Below are 16,119 nucleotides of genomic sequence, written 5' to 3' on the forward strand. Positions count from 1 at the left end.
CTGGCCAATTGAGTTTGCCGATGGAATGACACAGACAGGACCCAGCCGAGAGGACCTTACGTGCGGGTGGTTGTGATGGGTTGCGGCCGAGTGGGCTCGTCCTTGGCCGACGGCTTGTCCCGCATCGGTCACGATGTGGCCGTGATCGACCGCGACAGTGCCGCGTTCAACCGGTTGAGCCCCGAGTTCGCCGGCGAGCGAGTGCTGGGTCAGGGATTCGACCGTGATGTGCTGCTGAAGGCGCGCATCGAGGAGGCCGACGCGTTCGCGGCGGTGTCGTCCGGCGACAACTCCAACATCATCTCGGCGCGGCTGGCTCGCGAAACGTTCGGCGTCAAGCGCGTCGTGGCCCGCATCTACGACGCCAAACGCGCCGAGGTGTACGAGCGGCTGGGCATTCCGACGATCGCCACCGTGCCGTGGACCACCGATCGCCTGCTCAATGCGCTGACCCGGGAGAGCGAGACCGCCAAGTGGCGCGACCCCACCGGCACCGTCGCGGTGTCCGAGGTCGTCCTGCACGAGGACTGGGTCGGGCGCCGCGCGACTGATCTCGAGCAGGCCACCGGCGCCCGAGTGGCGTTCTTGATCCGGTTCGGCACCGGCGTCCTGCCGGAGCCCAAGACGGTCATTCAGGCCGGTGATCAGGTCTACATCGCCGCGATCTCCGGCCGTGCGGCCGAGGCGGTGGCCATCGCGGCGCTGCCACCCGCAGAGGACATCGATTCGGGGGCGGGGCATTGAGCCCCGGCGGGCCGACCGCGACTAAGGAGCGGCGCAGATGAAGGTAGTTGTCGCCGGGGCGGGTGCGGTCGGCCGCTCGGTCACCCGGGAGCTGCTCGAGAACAACCATGACGTGACGCTGATTGAACGCAATCCCGATCACGTCGATGTGGACGCGATTCCGGCCGCACACTGGCGTCTCGGCGATGCCTGTGAATTGAGCCTGCTGGAGTCGGTGCACCTCGAGGGTTTCGACGTGGTGGTCGCCGCGACCGGTGACGACAAGGCCAACGTGGTGCTGTCGTTGCTGGCCAAGACGGAGTTTGCGGTGCCGCGGGTGGTGGCCCGGGTCAACGACCCCCGCAACGAATGGCTGTTCACCGACGCGTGGGGTGTCGATGTGGCGGTGTCGACACCGCGGATGCTGGCGTCGCTGATCGAAGAGGCCGTCGCCGTAGGCGATTTGGTGCGTCTGATGGAATTCCGGCGGGGTCAGGCCAACCTGGTCGAGATCACCCTGCCCGACGACACGCCGTGGGGTGGCAAGCCGGTGCGCCGGCTCGATCTGCCGCGCGACGCCGCGCTGGTCACCATCCTGCGAGGATCGCGGGTCATCGTGCCGGAGGACGACGAGCCGTTGGAAGGCGGCGACGAATTGCTCTTCGTCGCGGTCACCGAGGTCGAAGAGGACCTGCGCAAGCTGCTGCTGCCGTCCGCGCCGCCCGCGACTTAATCGCCGAAGGTGTCGGCCTCAACCGCCGGATCCAAGACGGTGTCGGCGGCGGCCAGGGCCCGCTGAGCGGCTTTGATCGCCGCGTAGGTCACCAGCCCCGCCAGGGCGGTCAACGGCCAACCCATCCCGATACGCGCGGCCGCCAGCCAGCCGGTCTGATCGGCGTCGTACAGCAGCCGCTGCACCACGAACCGCGCGCCGAAGACCAGCACCCAGCACAGCGAGGCGACGTCGAACGCGTACACGGCTCGCGGCACTTTGCGCCAGCGTCGGTCACGGCCGCCCGCCCAGCTCCAGGCGTAGCCGACCAGCGGCCGGCGGATCGCCACGGATACCGCGAACACCAGCGCCCACAGCAGCGAGATCCAGATGCCGAGCAGGAAGTAGCCCTTGGATGCGCCGACGACGTAGGCGATCAGCGCGCAGACCGCGACGCCGACGAATCCGGAGAACGCCGGTTGCGTCGAATCACGTCGAATCAGCCGCCACACCAACACAAGTCCGGCCACGCCCAATGCCGACCCGATCGCGGGCACCAGACCCGCGGCGCTGGACACGGCGACGAAGACGACGACGGGCAGCGACGAGTAGACGACACCACTCACTCCGCCCAGCTGATTGAGCAGGCGATCCGGACTGAAGCGATTAGACGGGTTATCGGGAAGACTCAACGCTGAATTTCGTAGTGCGGGTTGTAGATGGCCTTGGTTCCGTTCTCCAGCTTGCCCATCCGCCCGCGGACCCGCAAAGTGCGGCCCGAATCAATGCCGGGGATGCGGCGCTGGCCCAGCCAGACCAGGGTCACGGTGTCGCTGCCGTCGAACAGCTCGGCCTTGACTCCGCCCGCGCAGTTCTTGCCGTTACATTCCACGCTGCGCAAAGTGCCGACCATCGTGACCTCCTGGCCGCGTTCGCAATCGATCACCCGCTGCGCGCCGGTACTGGCGACTTCGTCGGACAGCTCTTCGGAATCGCGTTGCTCCGGGTCCTCTGTCAACCGACGAGTGAGGCGGCGCAAATACCCTTGAGCCCCCATGGCTACTCCTGACAATTCCGATAAAGCTGCGGTGCTTTCATCTATGCCAACGGACACCGTAGACCTGTTGGTTCCCCGCCGCCAACCGAACCAAACTCGGATTCGCGGGCGCCCGGCGGCCCGGGCAGGATCGAAGCGTGACTGTCGATCTGCGCGGTGTGACGACCGTGCTGTTACCCGGAACCGGGTCCGACGACGTCTACGTCGAGCGGGCATTCAGCGCCCCGCTGCGCGCCGCTGGAGCGCGTCCGGTAACCCCTGCCCCGCGGCCGCAACGACTGGTCGACGGTTACCTGTCGGCCCTGGACGCCGCGGCCCGCGAAGGCCCCATCGCGGTCGGCGGCATCTCCCTCGGCGCGGCCGTCGCCGCAGCGTGGGCGCTGGCACACCCCGACCGCACGGTCGCCGTACTGGCCGCGCTGCCCGCCTGGACCGGGCCTTCCGGCACGGCGCCGGCCGCGCTCGCGGCGCGGTATTCGGCGTCGGCGCTGCGCGTCGACGGGCTGGCCGCGACGACCGCGCAGATGCGCGCGTCCAGCCCGTCCTGGCTGGCCGAGGAACTTACCCGGTCCTGGCGGGCGCAGTGGCCGTCCTTGCCCGACGCGATGGACGAAGCGGCCGCCTACATCGCGCCCAGTTGTGACGAACTACACAGTCTCGCGGCCCCTTTGGGGGTGGTCGCCGCCGTCGACGACCCGATTCACCCGCTGCAGGTCGGGCTGGATTGGGTAGCCGCCGCGCCGCACGCGGCCCTGCGCACGGTGACGCTGGATCAGATCGGCGCGGACAGCGCCACGCTCGGGGCGACCTGCCTGGCCGCCCTGGCCGACGCGTAGTGCTCCGCCGGCCTTCGGTGTGCACCCACCGCGCCATTCCCCGGCGTGTCGTCAACGTGAACGCACGGTCAAAGCCGCGGACGCACACTGCTGCGGGCTAGCCGCCGGTGGTGGTGCGCAGCTGCTGCATCGCCGAGCCCTCCGCGCTACGGCGAGCGGCCGGCTCACTGGGCGGCTGCTCGGTGCCGGCCTGCTGGGCGACCTGCTGCATGGCGGCCTGGCGTAGCTGCTCAGCCATCGGCTCGGGCAGCTGTACCGGCAACGGTGTGCGGACCGGCAGCGGGGTCTCGCCGCGGCGAACCACGGTGTCGGCCAACGCCGCTCGCGCCTCCGCCTCGAGCGCCTCCATGGTCTCGTGCGCGCCGTTGATGACGCAGCGGATCATCCAGCGATAGCCGTCGACCCCGATGAAGCGCACCACCCCGGACGCCGTGCCGACCACCTCGCGGCCCCACGGGCCGTCCTTGATGCTGACCTGAGCGGAGTCTTTGCGCAGCGATTCGGCGAGCTCGGCGGCCACCTCCCGCCACAGGCCGCCGGTCTTGGGCGCGGCATACGCCGCGATGGTGAACCGCCCGTTCGGCGTCACCACCCACACCGCGCTCGGCACCCCGGCCTCAGTCAGCTCGACCTGCAGCTGCCCCGCTTCCGGCATCGGGATGAGCACCGAACCGAGATCCAGGCGCGCCAGCTCCGCGACCGCTGGATCGTCGAAGTCGTCGATGTCGAACGGGCCTTCCAGCTCTTCCTCGAACTCGTCGTCGACCGGGTCGGCGGCCGCTTCGGTGACCGGCTCGCTGCCGGACGCGTCGTCGCCCGAACGTTTACCCAATGCAGCCATCGGCGCCGCCCCTTCTCATCGCTTCACAGTGCATCGTCGCCGGCGCCTCACAAACTCGCGTGTCCGCCGGAGGAACCGTGACCACCGTCGCCGCGGGATGTCTCCGCCAGCCCGGCCTCGTCGAACGAAGACACCTCGACCAGCTCGACCAGTTCGACCCGCTGCACCAGCAACTGGGCGATGCGGTCACCGCGGTGCACGACGATCGGCTCGGTCGGATCGAGGTTGATCAGCGAAACCTTGATCTCGCCGCGATAGCCCGCGTCGATGGTGCCGGGACTGTTGACGATCGAAAGGCCAACGCGCGCAGCCAATCCCGAGCGGGGATGAACCAGGCCGACCATCCCGAAGGGAATGGCCACCGCAACGCCCGTCCGGACCAGGGCGCGGCGCCCGGGATCCAGCGTGACGTCTTCGGCACTGAACAGGTCAACCCCCGCGTCGCCGTCGTGGGCGCGGCTGGGCAGCGGAAGCTCGGGGTCGAGGCGGATAACCGCCAGACTGGTCGACACGGGGCCACAGACTACCCTTGACCGCGTGTCCAGTACGCGCATCGCGCCGCACAACGTGCGATATCGCGAACGGCTGTGGGTGCCCTGGTGGTGGTGGCCGCCCGCCTTCGCGCTGGCAACACTGATCGCCGTCGAGGTCAATCTCGGCGTCAGTGCCCTCCCCGACTGGTTGCCGTTCGTGCTGCTGTACGTCGTGGCAGCCGGGGCGCTGCTGTGGCTGGGCCGCGTCGAAATCCGCGTCACCGCCGACGAAGACGGTACGGCCCAGCTGTGGGCCGGCGACGCCCACCTGCCGGTCACCGTGATCTCCCGATCCGCGGAGATAGCGCCGACGGCCAAGTCGGCGGCATTAGGACGTCAACTCGATCCCGCGGCTTACGTCGTCCATCGGGCATGGGTGGCACCGTTGATTCTGCTTGTCCTCGACGACCCCGACGATCCCACGCCGTACTGGTTGGTGAGCTGCCGGCACCCCGATCGGGTGCTGTCGGCCCTGACAGGCCCCTGACAAGGCGATGACAAGCCGGCGCAGCTGTCAGGCCGCGCAGTCGGTGCAGATCATCACGCCGTTCTTCTCGCTGGCGAGCCGGCTCCGGTGTTGCACCAAAAAGCAGCTGGAGCAGGTGAACTCGTCGGCTTGTTTCGGAATGACCCGAACAGACAGCTCTTCCCCGGACAGGTCGGCGCCAGGCAGTTCGAAATTCTCGGCGGATTCGGATTCGTCCACGTCGACGACAGCCGACGCGGCTTCGTTCCGCCGTGCCTTGAGCTCCTCGAGCGAGTCCTCCGAAACATCGTCGGTCTCGGTACGCCGTGGAGCGTCATAGTCGGTAGGCATTGTCCAATCCCCTCACATGCCTGCGTTACCTCAAGCAACGCTTTGTACCAGCGTCGAACGCATCCACCAAACGATTCGTGCCCGGATCCCGGTTGGATGAGTTGTGATTTACCTCACACCCCCGGATTAACCCCCGTATTTGCCTTTAAACAGTGGATTTAGTGTGCGGCTAGAGTGCAGCTGTGGTCGCACAAATCACCGAGGGTACAGCCTTTGACAAGCACGGTCGGCCGTTTCGGCGCCGCAATCCCCGGCCGGCCATCATCGTGCTCGTTCTCCTCGTTGTGGTCACCGCTACCGCATGGACGGTGGCGCTCACGCGGCCCGCAAAAGTGCGTGAAGCCGAAGTGTGCAATCCACCGCCCCAGCCGACCGGCAGCGCGGCACCGGCCCAACTCGGCGAACAAATGTCGCGCAGCGCGATGGCCGACGTGACCCCCGCCAAACTCAGCGACACCAAGGTCCGGGTGCTCAACGCCAGCGGCCGCGGCGGGCAGGCCGGTGACGTCGCCGGGGCGATGAAGGACCTCGGCTTCGCGCAGCCCACCGCCGCCAACGACCCGATCTACGCCGGCACCCGGCTCACCTGTCAGGGCCAGATCCGGTTCGGCACGGCCGGACAGGCCGCCGCCGCCGCGGTCTGGCTGGTCGCTCCGTGCAGCGAGCTGTTCAACGACAACCGGGCCGACGACTCGGTCGATTTGGCCATCGGCACGGAGTTCACCGCGCTGGCCCACAACGACGACATCGACTCGGTGCTCGCGAGCCTGCGTCCGGGAGCGACCGGTTCCCCAGATCCCTCGCTACTGCAGAAGATTCACGCCAGCAGCTGCTGAGTCAGTCTTCGATCGGAGCCAGCCCGCCGTAGCGCTGCAAGGCCGCCAGCAGCTCGTCGAAAATTCCGGGCGCGGCGGCGAGCACCAGCGCGGCCGCCGATCCGGGCGCCGCCCCGTCGGGCGGTGGCACCACCACCCGCGCCCCGGCCTCCGCGGCGATCAGCCCGCCCGCCGCACAGTCCCACACCTGCAACCCGTGCTCGTAGTAGGCGTCCAGCCGGCCCGCCGCGACCATGCACAAGTCCAGCGCCGCCGAACCGATGCGGCGCACGTCGCGAACCACCGGCAGTATCGCCGCCAACAGGCCCGCCTGCTTGGCACGCCGCGCAGGCGAATACCCAAACCCGGTGCCCAGCAAGGCCATTGACAACTTGTCGACGGCGGAGCAGCGCAGCGCATGCGTGCCCCGCCCGTCCCGAACGTGCGCACCCAGACCCTGGGCGGCCGAATAGACGCGGCCCCCAGCGACGTCGGCGACCGCGCCCGCCACCGAGACGCCGTTGCGCTGCGCGGCGACCGACACCGAGTAGGCGGGGATGCCGTAGACGAAATTCACCGTGCCGTCGATCGGGTCGAGCACCCAGGTGACCGCCTCGGTGCTGCCCTCGGCCGGCCCGCCGCCCTCTTCGCCGAGAACCGGGTCACCAGGGCGCAATTCGGCCAGCCGAGCGCGCAGCAGCCGTTCGGTCTCGGTGTCAACCACGGTGACCGGGTCGGTCGGCGTGCTCTTGGAGCGCACCGCCGGATCGCCGGCCCGGCCCGCATCCGCACCGAACACCTCGGCCCGCCGGGACAGCACGAATTGGGCGGCTTCGACGGCCAGCGTTTCGGCTACCGAGCGCAGCGGCGCCGCTTGGTCCTCGGGTCGCGTCACCGCTCTATCGCACCACAACGACGGGTCTCACCGCAGAGACCGCACATCGCGCGGCTTTGCCACGATCGCAACCGCGCCGCCGCCGGTTAAGGTGTGAACCAGCCCAGATCTCACCAAGGAGCCGTCGATGACCAGCACCGACTCGGCCACGGACACGCCCGTACCCGAGGCGGCCGCCGGGCCGCCGCAGCGCCGCGGATTCGGTATCGACGTCGGCGGCAGCGGAATCAAAGGCGGAATCGTCGATCTGGACACCGGAATGCTGATCGGCGACCGGGTCAAACTGCCGACTCCGCAACCGGCCACCCCGTCGGCCGTCGCCAAGACCATCGCCATGGTCGTGCGCGAATTCGGCTGGACCGGCCCGCTCGGGGTGACCTACCCCGGCGTTGTCACCAACGGCATCGTGCAGACCGCCGCCAACGTGGACCAGCAATGGATCGGCACCAACGCCCGCGATGTGATTACCGCGAACCTGGACGGCCAGGAGGTCACCGTCCTCAACGACGCCGACGCCGCCGGACTCGCCGAGGAACGCTACGGCGCCGGTAAGAACAACTCCGGCCTGGTAGTGCTGCTCACCTTCGGAACCGGAATCGGATCGGCCCTGATCCACAACGGGAAGCTGATTCCCAACACCGAATTCGGGCACCTGGAAGTCGGCGGCAAAGAGGCCGAGAAGCGCGCGGCGTCGTCGGTCAAAGAAAAGAACGAATGGAGCTACCGGCGCTGGACCAAAGAGGTGACCAAGGTGCTGATCGCAATCGAGAATGCGATTTGGCCGGACCTGTTCATCGCGGGCGGCGGAATCAGCCGAAAGGCCGATCAGTGGGTGCCGCTGCTGGCAAACCGGACCCCGGTGGTGCCGGCGGCGCTACTCAATACCGCGGGAATCGTCGGCGCAGCGATGGCCGCGACGGCCGACGTAACGCACTGATTTTGCCCGCTAGGCCGGTACAAGCGCGCAGTGTCGTTACAATGGGTCACGGCGACCGCCCGACACAAAGCGTGCGAGAGTCACGCTGATACCAACGCCGACATTCGACATAGCAGACACTTTCGGTTTCACCATGCCCAAACCCACCGAAAGTGAGTCCAAACCGAAGGGGTGTAAGTGGCAGCGACTAAGACCAGCCCGGCAACCGAAGAGCCGGTGAAGCGCACCGCCACGAAAGCTCCCGCCAAGCGGCCGGCGGCAAAAGCCGCCAACGGCACCGCACCAGCGAAGCGCACCACGAAGTCGGCAGGCCGGACCACCAAGTCCGATGACCTCGACGCCGGCGACGACGGCATCGAGGCCGGCGCCGCGAAGAAGGCCCGGACCGCCGCCAAGGCATCCTCCGGCCGCGGTACCAAGGCCGCCGGTAAGGGCAAGGACGACGAGAATCTAGACACCGTCGACGACGGCATCGCCGAGGACTTGGACGGCGAGCCCGATCTCGAAGGTGAGCCCGGTGAGGATCTCGACATCGACACTGACCTCGTTCTCGACGACCTCGAAGACGAAGACGTCGCCGCCGACGACGCCGACCTCGAAGCGGGCGACGAGGACACCGACGACGCCGAGGAAGGCGCCGTTGCGGCGAAGCCAGCGGCGGCCAAGGCGCCCGCTGATGACGACGAGGAGATCGCCGAGCCGTCCGAAAAGGACAAAGCATCCGGCGATTTCGTGTGGGACGAAGACGAATCCGAAGCGCTGCGCCAGGCCCGCAAGGATGCCGAACTCACCGCGTCGGCGGACTCGGTTCGCGCGTACCTCAAGCAGATCGGCAAGGTGGCACTGCTCAACGCCGAGGAAGAGGTCGAGCTGGCCAAGCGGATCGAGGCCGGCCTGTACGCCACCCAACTGATGGCCGAGCTGGCCGAGCGCGGGGACAAGCTACCCGCGGCCCAGCGGCGCGACATGATGTGGATCTGCCGCGACGGCGACCGGGCCAAAAACCATCTGCTGGAGGCCAACCTGCGGCTGGTGGTGTCGCTGGCCAAGCGCTACACCGGTCGCGGCATGGCCTTCCTGGACCTGATCCAGGAAGGGAACCTGGGCCTGATCCGTGCGGTCGAGAAGTTCGACTACACCAAGGGCTACAAGTTCTCCACCTATGCCACGTGGTGGATTCGTCAGGCGATCACCCGCGCGATGGCCGACCAAGCGCGCACCATCCGGATCCCGGTGCACATGGTCGAGGTGATCAACAAGCTGGGCCGCATTCAGCGCGAGCTGCTGCAGGATCTGGGCCGCGAGCCCACCCCTGAGGAGCTGGCCAAGGAAATGGACATCACGCCGGAGAAGGTGCTGGAGATCCAGCAGTACGCCCGCGAGCCGATCTCGCTGGACCAGACCATCGGCGATGAGGGCGACAGCCAGCTCGGTGACTTCATCGAGGATTCCGAGGCCGTGGTGGCGGTGGATGCCGTGTCCTTCACGTTGCTGCAGGACCAGCTGCAGTCGGTGCTCGAGACGCTCTCGGAGCGCGAAGCCGGCGTGGTACGGCTGCGCTTCGGCCTCACCGACGGCCAGCCTCGCACCCTCGACGAGATCGGCCAGGTGTACGGCGTGACCCGGGAACGCATCCGACAGATCGAGTCCAAGACGATGTCGAAGTTGCGCCACCCCAGCCGCTCTCAGGTACTGCGCGACTACCTGGACTAGTCCGCCATGTCGTCGCGGCGGGTGAAGATCTCGTCGGGCTCGGAGTTCGAGGCGCTGGTCGGCTATTCGCGCGCGGTGCGCACCGGAAACAACGTTGCGGTGTCGGGCACCACGGCCGCTGGCGGCAACATCGCCGAGCAGACCCGAAATGTGTTGCAGCGCATACAAAAAGCGCTGCAGGAGGCGGGTGCCGACCTGTCCGATGTGATCCGTACTCGGATCTTCGTCACGGACATCTCGCAGTGGCGGGAGGTCGGTGTTGTGCACCAAGAGTTCTTCGGGGCGGTCCGCCCGGCGGCCACCATGGTCGAGGTCGCGGCGCTCATCGAACCGGATTTTCTGGTTGAGATCGAAGCTGACGCCTACGTCGAAGAGTCAACTGGCTGACACTGCCTGTCCTGCTCCGGTGGGTGCTGGGGACGCGCTCAGCACCGCGGCCGCGGCAGCCGGCCGCATAGATGCGAAAGCACCGGCTGCACAAGTACTTTCGCGGCGGCCAGCCATCGGCTGCATCGCATCGGACAACTGCGGGCGGCCGCCGAAAATTCAGCTGCGCCGATCGCGCGGGCGCCGTACGGTGAGGCGCATGCCAGCCAACCGCTCACCGGTCTCGCCCGCCTCACCACACTGGGCGCGGCGGCTAGGTCGGGTCCGCGGCGCCGGTCAGTGGGGCGAAGGACCCGTCGGGCCCCGGCAGATAAACGGTGACGGTTTTCACAGCATGCACCGGCAGTGGTCCGTACAGATGCGGGAACAGCATTGCAGTGGGATCGGTCGGCACGCCTTGCTCCCAGCGCACGGGAGCGTCCAGCAACGCGGGGTCGACGTGTAGCAGAACTAGGTCCCGGCGGCCGTGGAAGAGCCGGTTGGCCGGAAGGTGGACCTGCTCGGGTGCCGACAAGTGGATGAAGGCCTCGTCGCCGCCTGCACCACGCGACAAGGGTTCGATCGCACCTAGTTCGCGGGCGCGACACCACTCGTCGACCGAACAGATATGCATCAAAACGTCCGAAGCCGAGGCCACGAAGGCCCACTTTAGGCGGCCGAATAAAGGGGTACTACGCCCGTGAGAAGTCCGTGAGAAACGACACACCCGATAACGATCGGGGAACAACGCGAAAACGCCAAACGTCTGAGACAGTGGATACATCGAGAACGGAGAAGCCAGTGAATGCAACTCTGACAAGTCCCGAGCTGACTAAACATGACCGCTGCGACCGCTGCGGTGCAGCAGCTCGTGTGCGCGCCAAGCTGCCTTCTGGCGCCGAACTCCTCTTCTGCCAACACCACGCGAACGAGCACGAGGCAAAGCTGGTTGAGCTAGCCGCGGTGCTGGAGGTCAGCGGGAGCTAGGTCCAGCCGGACTCACCCATCCAGAATGTGAGGTGTGGGTGCAGTCGTCGGTAATGCTGGACCAATATGAGCGAGCAGACCGCCAAACCGTCGCGCCATCACATTTGGCGAATTATTCGCCGAGCCCTCAGTAAGAGTTGGGACGACTCGATTTTCGCCGAGTCCGCACAAGCCGGATTTTGGTCAGCGCTGTCGACGCCCCCCTTGTTGTTGGGGATGCTGGGCAGTCTGGCCTATGTGGCCCCACTATTCGGGCCGGACGCACTGCCCAGCATCGAGAAGAGCGCGATTTCGGCGGCGCACAAACTGTTTTCGAGCAGCGTGGTCACCGAGATCATCGAACCGACGGTCCGCGACATCACCGCGCATGCGCGCGGCGACGTGGTGTCACTCGGGTTCGTACTGTCGTTGTGGGCCGGCTCGTCGGCCATCTCGTCGTTCGTCGATTCGGTGGTCGAGGCGCATGACCAGACCCCGTTGCGTCACCCAGTGCGCCAGCGGTTCTTTGCGCTGTTCCTCTACGTGGTAGGGCTAGTTGCCGCAGTGGTGACGGCGCCGGTGTTGGTCGTGGGCCCGCGCACGGTGTCTGAACACATTCCCGACAACCTGGCCAACATGCTGCGCTACGGCTACTACCCCGCGCTGATCGTGGGACTGATGATCGGGATTGTCGTGCTGTACCGAGTGGCGCTGCCGGAACCGCTCCCGACGCATCGGCTGATCGTCGGCGCAGTGTTGGCGACCGCCGTATTCGTGATCGCGACGCTCGGTCTGCGGGTGTACCTGCGATGGATAACCAGCACGGGATACACCTACGGCGCGTTGTCGACCCCGATCGCGTTCTTGTTGTTCGCATTCTTCGGCGGCTTCGCGATCATGCTGGGCGCCGAACTCAACGCCGCCATTCAGGAAGAGTTCCCCGCGCCCCGCACACACGCCCACCGGCTGCGCGCCTGGCTGTTCTCTCGCTCGCCGCGGCTCAAACGCACAGTGGAGACGCTGTCGGCGCCGATCGCCAATCCCGCGACGCAGGAACGCGGCACGGCGCCGGCGAAGCCACCGAGTTGATCAGCCCTTCTTGAGCCGCTCGTAGATCTTCTTGCATTCCGGGCAGACCGGCGAACCCGGTTTGGCGGCCTTCGTCACCGGAAAAACCTCACCACACAACGCCACGACATGAGTTCCCATGACCGCACTCTCGGCGATCTTGTCCTTCTTGACGTAGTGGAAGTACTTAGGGGTATCGCTGCCGGTCCCGTCGTCGACGCGTTCGTCGGTGTCGGTGCGTTCGATCGTCTGGGTCTGCATACGTCACATTGTGCACTGCCCGCGCGGCGAAAACCGGCTGGGCCGGAATCCGTCGGGTGTGGGACAGTGGAGGAATGAGGCGCGGCTCCGATTCGGGGTTCGACAGGTTCGACGACTTCGACCACAACCATGGCCGGCCGGTACTGATCACGGCCGCCGAACCTTCGTACGAAGAACAACATCGAGCGCGGGTGCGTAAGTACCTCACTTTGATGGCATTCCGGATTCCCGCGCTGATCCTGGCGGCGCTCGCCTACGGCGCCTGGCACAACGGCCTGATCTCACTTCTGATCGTCGGCGCGTCGGTGCCACTGCCGTGGATGGCCGTGCTGATCGCCAACGATCGGCCACCCCGCCGCTCGGACGAACCCCGCCGATTCGACAATGTGCGCCGCACCCCCTTGTTCCCGACGGCCGAACGGCCCGCCATCGAGGCGCACCACCCGCCGCAACCGCACCCGGGCTCGAAGGGCCGCGGCTACGACAGCGGTTCGGGGTCTGCTCGGGCCAATTGGCCATAAGACGCACTTCTCAGGACATTCTCAGGTCGTCGCGACATTTCTGCACGTCAAGGCGTGTGAGATCACGGAGCGGTGGGAACTCTCAGGGCTGATCTGTCGTTTAACACCATGACAGTTACAAGCCAACCGGGAGGCCGCCATGGCGAACGCTTTCACAGGCAGGATCGACAGCGATCTAGATGCTCAGAGCCCCGCAGCGGATCTCGTGCGCGTATATCTGAACGGCATCGGAAAGACGGCGTTGCTGAGCGCCGCAGACGAGGTCGAACTTGCCAAGCGTATCGAGGCCGGGTTGTATGCCGAGCATCTACTCGCAACGCGGAAGCGCCTCGGCGACAACCGCAAACGCGACCTCGCGGCCGTCGTACGGGACGGGCAGGCGGCGCGCCGGCACCTGCTGGAAGCGAACCTGCGACTGGTCGTGTCGCTGGCCAAGCGCTACACCGGTCGCGGGATGCCGCTGCTGGACCTGATCCAGGAAGGCAACCTCGGGCTGATCCGTGCGATGGAAAAGTTCGACTACACAAAGGGATTCAAGTTCTCCACCTACGCCACCTGGTGGATCCGGCAGGCCATCACCCGGGGCATGGCCGACCAGAGCCGCACCATCCGGCTGCCCGTCCACCTCGTCGAGCAGGTCAACAAGCTGGCGCGGATCAAGCGCGAGATGCACCAGAACCTCGGACGTGAAGCAACCGACGAGGAGCTGGCCGCCGAGTCGGGCATCCCGGTCGACAAGATCAACGACTTGCTCGAGCACAGCCGCGACCCGGTAAGCCTGGACATGCCCGTCGGTTCCGAGGAGGAGGCGCCGCTGGGCGACTTCATCGAGGACGCCGAGGCGATGTCCGCGGAGAACGCGGTGATCGCCGAGCTGCTGCACACCGACATTCGAAGCGTGCTGGCCACGCTCGACGAGCGCGAGCACCAGGTGATCCGGTTGCGTTTCGGTTTGGATGACGGCCAGCCGCGGACGCTGGATCAGATCGGCAAGCTGTTTGGTCTGTCCCGCGAACGGGTTCGCCAGATCGAGCGCGATGTGATGGCCAAACTGCGCAACGGCGAGCGCGCCGACCGGCTGCGCTCCTACGCCAGCTGAGCCGCCGAGCAGGCGGCCCACCAGCCGACAAACACGACAGTATGCCCGCCGCGGTTCCGCGGCGGGCATACTGTTCTGCCTAGGAGGCGTTAAGCCCGTTTCGGCAGCTGGCCAAGTAGACTCGGCGTCAATGGAGGGTGCTGAATGAACGACCTGGTTGATACCACCGAAATGTACCTGCGGACCATCTACGACCTCGAGGAAGAGGGCGTGACGCCGCTGCGTGCCAGGATCGCCGAACGGCTCGACCAGAGCGGGCCGACCGTCAGCCAGACCGTCTCGCGGATGGAGCGGGATGGACTGCTCCACGTCGCCGGGGACCGCCACCTGGAACTGACCGACAAGGGCAGGGCGCTGGCAATCTCCGTGATGCGCAAACACCGCCTCGCCGAGCGGCTGCTCGTCGACGTCATCGGTCTGCCGTGGGAGGAAGTGCACGCCGAAGCTTGCCGGTGGGAGCACGTGATGAGCGAGGACGTCGAGCGCCGGCTGATGAAGGTGCTCAACAACCCCACCACGTCGCCGTTCGGCAACCCGATCCCCGGTTTGCTGGATCTGGGCGTGGGTCCGGACTCGGGCGCCGAGGACGTGAACCTGGTGCGGCTGACCGAGTTGCCGGCGGGTTCACCGGTCGCGGTCGTCGTCCGCCAGCTAACCGAGCACGTGCAGGGCGACATCGACCTGATCTCACGGCTCAAAGACGCCGGTGTGGTGCCCAACGCCCGGGTCACCGTCGAGACCGGGCCCGCGGGTGTCACCATCCTGATCCCGGGCCACGAGAACGTCACGCTGCCCCACGAGATGGCACACGCGGTCAAGGTCGAGAAGGTCTAACCGCCTATCCCGCCCGACGCCGGAAGGCTCGCTGCGGCGGCAGCCGTACGCCGAGGCGTCGAGCCAGTCGGCGGCCGGTCACCGCGAGTTCCCGGATCTGCTCCGGTCGCATGCCGGACTGCAGCGCGGTGTCTAACATGCAAGCCATGCGGTGATCGGAGTCGCAGTGGAGCGCGGCCTCCAGCGACACCCCGGCCAGCGGGCCATCGCCGCGGACATACGCACTGAACGCCAGCAATACCAGCGCCTCGACCCGCCACGGCGGCGGCAGGGTGCGTGCCAGCGTTGCCCACAGCGCCTCGGCCTCCCCGGCGGTCTCGCCGATCGCCAGGGCGTACAACGTGTCGCGAACCGCCGCGTCCGTTAGTGCACAGCCCACGGCGACTACCTCGGCGTCGGACAGCACGTCTCCCCGACCGACACGAGCGGCGGCGGCCAGCGCGCTGCGCACGTCGCGACGGGCGCAGCCGGTGGGATCGGCGTCCTGCGCCTGCTGCCGGGTGGCCGCCTGACGGGCCAGGGCACCGGCCAGCGCTGCGCTGCGACCCGAATCCTCGACGGCGACCACGGCCTGCAGATCAGCGCGACGCGGATAAAGCCGCCGCCCTTCCAGCACGGCCGCGGCGGCCAGCGGTGAGGCCGACGGATCGTCGACCGTGCCGACCGAGCCGCAACCGTCCGCGCAATGCCAGCGCCCGCCGCGCGCCACCCGGTCCACCACGTGCGCCGCATACAGTTCAATGTGGTGTTGCGCCAACGCTTCTACTAGCGCCGCGCACAAATGTCGGTACTCGTCGTTGCAACATGGACACCGCGCGCCCTCTTCGCTGACGATCACGACGATCACGGCCTGCGGTTGGGCCGCGGCGGCGACCTCGGCAAGGTGATCGACCCCGGCAAGGAGTTCCTCGGACAGATCGGCCCTCAGCACCGCGCCCAGCTCGCCGGCATCCACCGACACCAAGACCAGTGAATTCTCCGGAACGAAGCCGAGGACGGCAGGCAGGGCGGCGATCAGTGCCCCGGGGCGGTTAAGTACGAAATCGGGTGAATGCGGCGTCATGCGGCCAACGCTGCTGGCCGCCACCGTCAGGTTATGCACGCGCGACGCCATCGACCCATCCG

General features: G+C 67.1%; 22 protein-coding genes. 13 read left to right on the forward strand and 9 right to left on the reverse strand.

Annotated elements, in window-relative coordinates; all coding sequences use genetic code 11:
- Positions 1-60: 60 nt before the first annotated feature.
- Positions 61-744 carry a potassium channel family protein gene (locus G6N33_RS02385; RefSeq protein WP_101528231.1) on the forward strand — a complete coding sequence of 228 codons (684 nt, stop codon included), beginning with the start codon at positions 61-63 and terminating at the stop codon, positions 742-744.
- Between the two features lie 37 nt (positions 745-781).
- On the forward strand, positions 782-1,456 hold the full coding sequence (locus G6N33_RS02390; RefSeq protein WP_044511071.1) for a potassium channel family protein: 675 nt from the start codon (positions 782-784) through the stop codon (positions 1,454-1,456).
- On the opposite strand, the gene G6N33_RS02395 is transcribed toward G6N33_RS02390, so the two are convergent.
- Positions 1,453-2,127, reverse strand: coding sequence for a DUF3159 domain-containing protein (locus G6N33_RS02395; RefSeq protein ID WP_044511069.1), 675 nt, complete (start codon positions 2,125-2,127; stop codon positions 1,453-1,455). The two genes, G6N33_RS02390 and G6N33_RS02395, sit on opposite strands and share 4 nt — an antisense overlap.
- Positions 2,124-2,492 (reverse strand): OB-fold nucleic acid binding domain-containing protein, encoded by a 369-nt coding sequence (locus G6N33_RS02400; protein ID WP_044511067.1) that lies wholly within the window; start codon positions 2,490-2,492, stop codon positions 2,124-2,126. The genes G6N33_RS02395 and G6N33_RS02400 overlap by 4 nt, the downstream gene beginning before the upstream one ends.
- A gap of 137 nt (positions 2,493-2,629) precedes the next feature.
- On the opposite strand from G6N33_RS02400, the gene G6N33_RS02405 reads away from it, so the two are divergent.
- Complete coding sequence (locus G6N33_RS02405) at positions 2,630-3,328, forward strand: hypothetical protein (RefSeq protein ID WP_101528232.1); 699 nt, start codon at positions 2,630-2,632, stop codon at positions 3,326-3,328.
- Between the two features lie 97 nt (positions 3,329-3,425).
- Here G6N33_RS02405 and G6N33_RS02410 read toward each other — a convergent pair whose 3' ends face one another.
- Together G6N33_RS02410 and dut are read right to left on the reverse strand one after the other, a co-directional pair.
- A complete protein-coding gene (locus tag G6N33_RS02410; RefSeq protein ID WP_044511066.1) occupies positions 3,426-4,169 on the reverse strand; it encodes a DUF3710 domain-containing protein in 744 nt (247 codons plus the stop codon).
- 47 nt (positions 4,170-4,216) lie between these two features.
- Positions 4,217-4,681: a dUTP diphosphatase gene (gene dut / locus G6N33_RS02415; RefSeq protein WP_044511064.1), complete on the reverse strand. Its 465-nt coding sequence runs from the start codon at positions 4,679-4,681 to the stop codon at positions 4,217-4,219.
- A 25-nt stretch (positions 4,682-4,706) separates the two neighbouring features.
- Between dut and G6N33_RS02420 the strand changes: the two genes are divergently transcribed.
- On the forward strand, positions 4,707-5,189 hold the full coding sequence (locus G6N33_RS02420; protein WP_044511062.1) for a DUF3093 domain-containing protein: 483 nt from the start codon (positions 4,707-4,709) through the stop codon (positions 5,187-5,189).
- Positions 5,190-5,216: 27 nt separating this feature from the next.
- Here the strand turns inward: G6N33_RS02420 and G6N33_RS02425 are convergent, their stop codons facing one another.
- Entirely contained in the window at positions 5,217-5,519 is a 303-nt protein-coding gene (locus tag G6N33_RS02425; RefSeq protein WP_036468275.1) for a DUF4193 domain-containing protein, read from the reverse strand.
- 182 nt (positions 5,520-5,701) lie between these two features.
- Between G6N33_RS02425 and cei the strand changes: the two genes are divergently transcribed.
- Positions 5,702-6,355, forward strand: coding sequence for an envelope integrity protein Cei (gene cei / locus G6N33_RS02430; protein WP_061559106.1), 654 nt, complete (start codon positions 5,702-5,704; stop codon positions 6,353-6,355).
- A 1-nt stretch (position 6,356) separates the two neighbouring features.
- On the opposite strand, the gene G6N33_RS02435 is transcribed toward cei, so the two are convergent.
- Positions 6,357-7,229 carry an inositol monophosphatase family protein gene (locus G6N33_RS02435; protein ID WP_044511059.1) on the reverse strand — a complete coding sequence of 291 codons (873 nt, stop codon included), beginning with the start codon at positions 7,227-7,229 and terminating at the stop codon, positions 6,357-6,359.
- Between the two features lie 127 nt (positions 7,230-7,356).
- Here G6N33_RS02435 and ppgK point away from each other — a divergent pair, with 127 nt between their 5' ends.
- From ppgK to G6N33_RS02450, 3 genes are all read left to right on the forward strand, one after another.
- Entirely contained in the window at positions 7,357-8,166 is an 810-nt protein-coding gene (ppgK, locus tag G6N33_RS02440; protein WP_044511057.1) for a polyphosphate--glucose phosphotransferase, read from the forward strand.
- Between the two features lie 177 nt (positions 8,167-8,343).
- Positions 8,344-9,879, forward strand: coding sequence for an RNA polymerase sigma factor (locus tag G6N33_RS02445; protein ID WP_163771450.1), 1,536 nt, complete (start codon positions 8,344-8,346; stop codon positions 9,877-9,879).
- Between the two features lie 6 nt (positions 9,880-9,885).
- Positions 9,886-10,266, forward strand: coding sequence for a RidA family protein (locus tag G6N33_RS02450; RefSeq protein WP_044511055.1), 381 nt, complete (start codon positions 9,886-9,888; stop codon positions 10,264-10,266).
- A gap of 253 nt (positions 10,267-10,519) precedes the next feature.
- Here the strand turns inward: G6N33_RS02450 and G6N33_RS02455 are convergent, their stop codons facing one another.
- Complete coding sequence (locus G6N33_RS02455) at positions 10,520-10,879, reverse strand: DUF952 domain-containing protein (RefSeq protein ID WP_044513204.1); 360 nt, start codon at positions 10,877-10,879, stop codon at positions 10,520-10,522.
- A gap of 167 nt (positions 10,880-11,046) precedes the next feature.
- Between G6N33_RS02455 and G6N33_RS02460 the strand changes: the two genes are divergently transcribed.
- Both G6N33_RS02460 and G6N33_RS02465 read left to right on the forward strand, forming a co-directional pair.
- Positions 11,047-11,232: a DUF7455 domain-containing protein gene (locus G6N33_RS02460; RefSeq protein WP_044511054.1), complete on the forward strand. Its 186-nt coding sequence runs from the start codon at positions 11,047-11,049 to the stop codon at positions 11,230-11,232.
- A 66-nt stretch (positions 11,233-11,298) separates the two neighbouring features.
- Positions 11,299-12,300, forward strand: a complete 1,002-nt coding sequence (locus G6N33_RS02465; protein WP_044511052.1) for a YihY/virulence factor BrkB family protein — start codon at positions 11,299-11,301, stop codon at positions 12,298-12,300.
- Here G6N33_RS02465 and G6N33_RS02470 read toward each other — a convergent pair whose 3' ends face one another.
- The gene (locus tag G6N33_RS02470) at positions 12,301-12,540 is read right to left on the reverse strand and encodes a DUF3039 domain-containing protein (RefSeq protein ID WP_044511051.1); all 240 of its coding nucleotides are present in this window, start codon (positions 12,538-12,540) and stop codon (positions 12,301-12,303) included. It abuts the gene before it with no gap.
- Positions 12,541-12,596: 56 nt separating this feature from the next.
- Here G6N33_RS02470 and G6N33_RS02475 point away from each other — a divergent pair, with 56 nt between their 5' ends.
- The 3 genes from G6N33_RS02475 (at position 12,597) to G6N33_RS02485 (ending at position 14,994) form a co-directional block, all read left to right on the forward strand.
- The gene (locus tag G6N33_RS02475) at positions 12,597-13,061 is read left to right on the forward strand and encodes a DUF3099 domain-containing protein (protein WP_408632759.1); all 465 of its coding nucleotides are present in this window, start codon (positions 12,597-12,599) and stop codon (positions 13,059-13,061) included.
- Between the two features lie 139 nt (positions 13,062-13,200).
- Positions 13,201-14,160, forward strand: a complete 960-nt coding sequence (sigB, locus tag G6N33_RS02480; protein ID WP_044511047.1) for a sigma-70 family RNA polymerase sigma factor SigB — start codon at positions 13,201-13,203, stop codon at positions 14,158-14,160.
- Between the two features lie 144 nt (positions 14,161-14,304).
- On the forward strand, positions 14,305-14,994 hold the full coding sequence (locus G6N33_RS02485; protein WP_044511046.1) for a metal-dependent transcriptional regulator: 690 nt from the start codon (positions 14,305-14,307) through the stop codon (positions 14,992-14,994).
- Between the two features lie 4 nt (positions 14,995-14,998).
- On the opposite strand, the gene G6N33_RS02490 is transcribed toward G6N33_RS02485, so the two are convergent.
- A complete protein-coding gene (locus G6N33_RS02490) occupies positions 14,999-16,057 on the reverse strand; it encodes a DUF4192 domain-containing protein (protein WP_044513202.1) in 1,059 nt (352 codons plus the stop codon).
- Positions 16,058-16,119: the final 62 nt, after the last annotated feature.

It is taken from the genome of Mycobacterium simiae, from assembly GCF_010727605.1.
Classification (GTDB): domain Bacteria; phylum Actinomycetota; class Actinomycetes; order Mycobacteriales; family Mycobacteriaceae; genus Mycobacterium; species Mycobacterium simiae.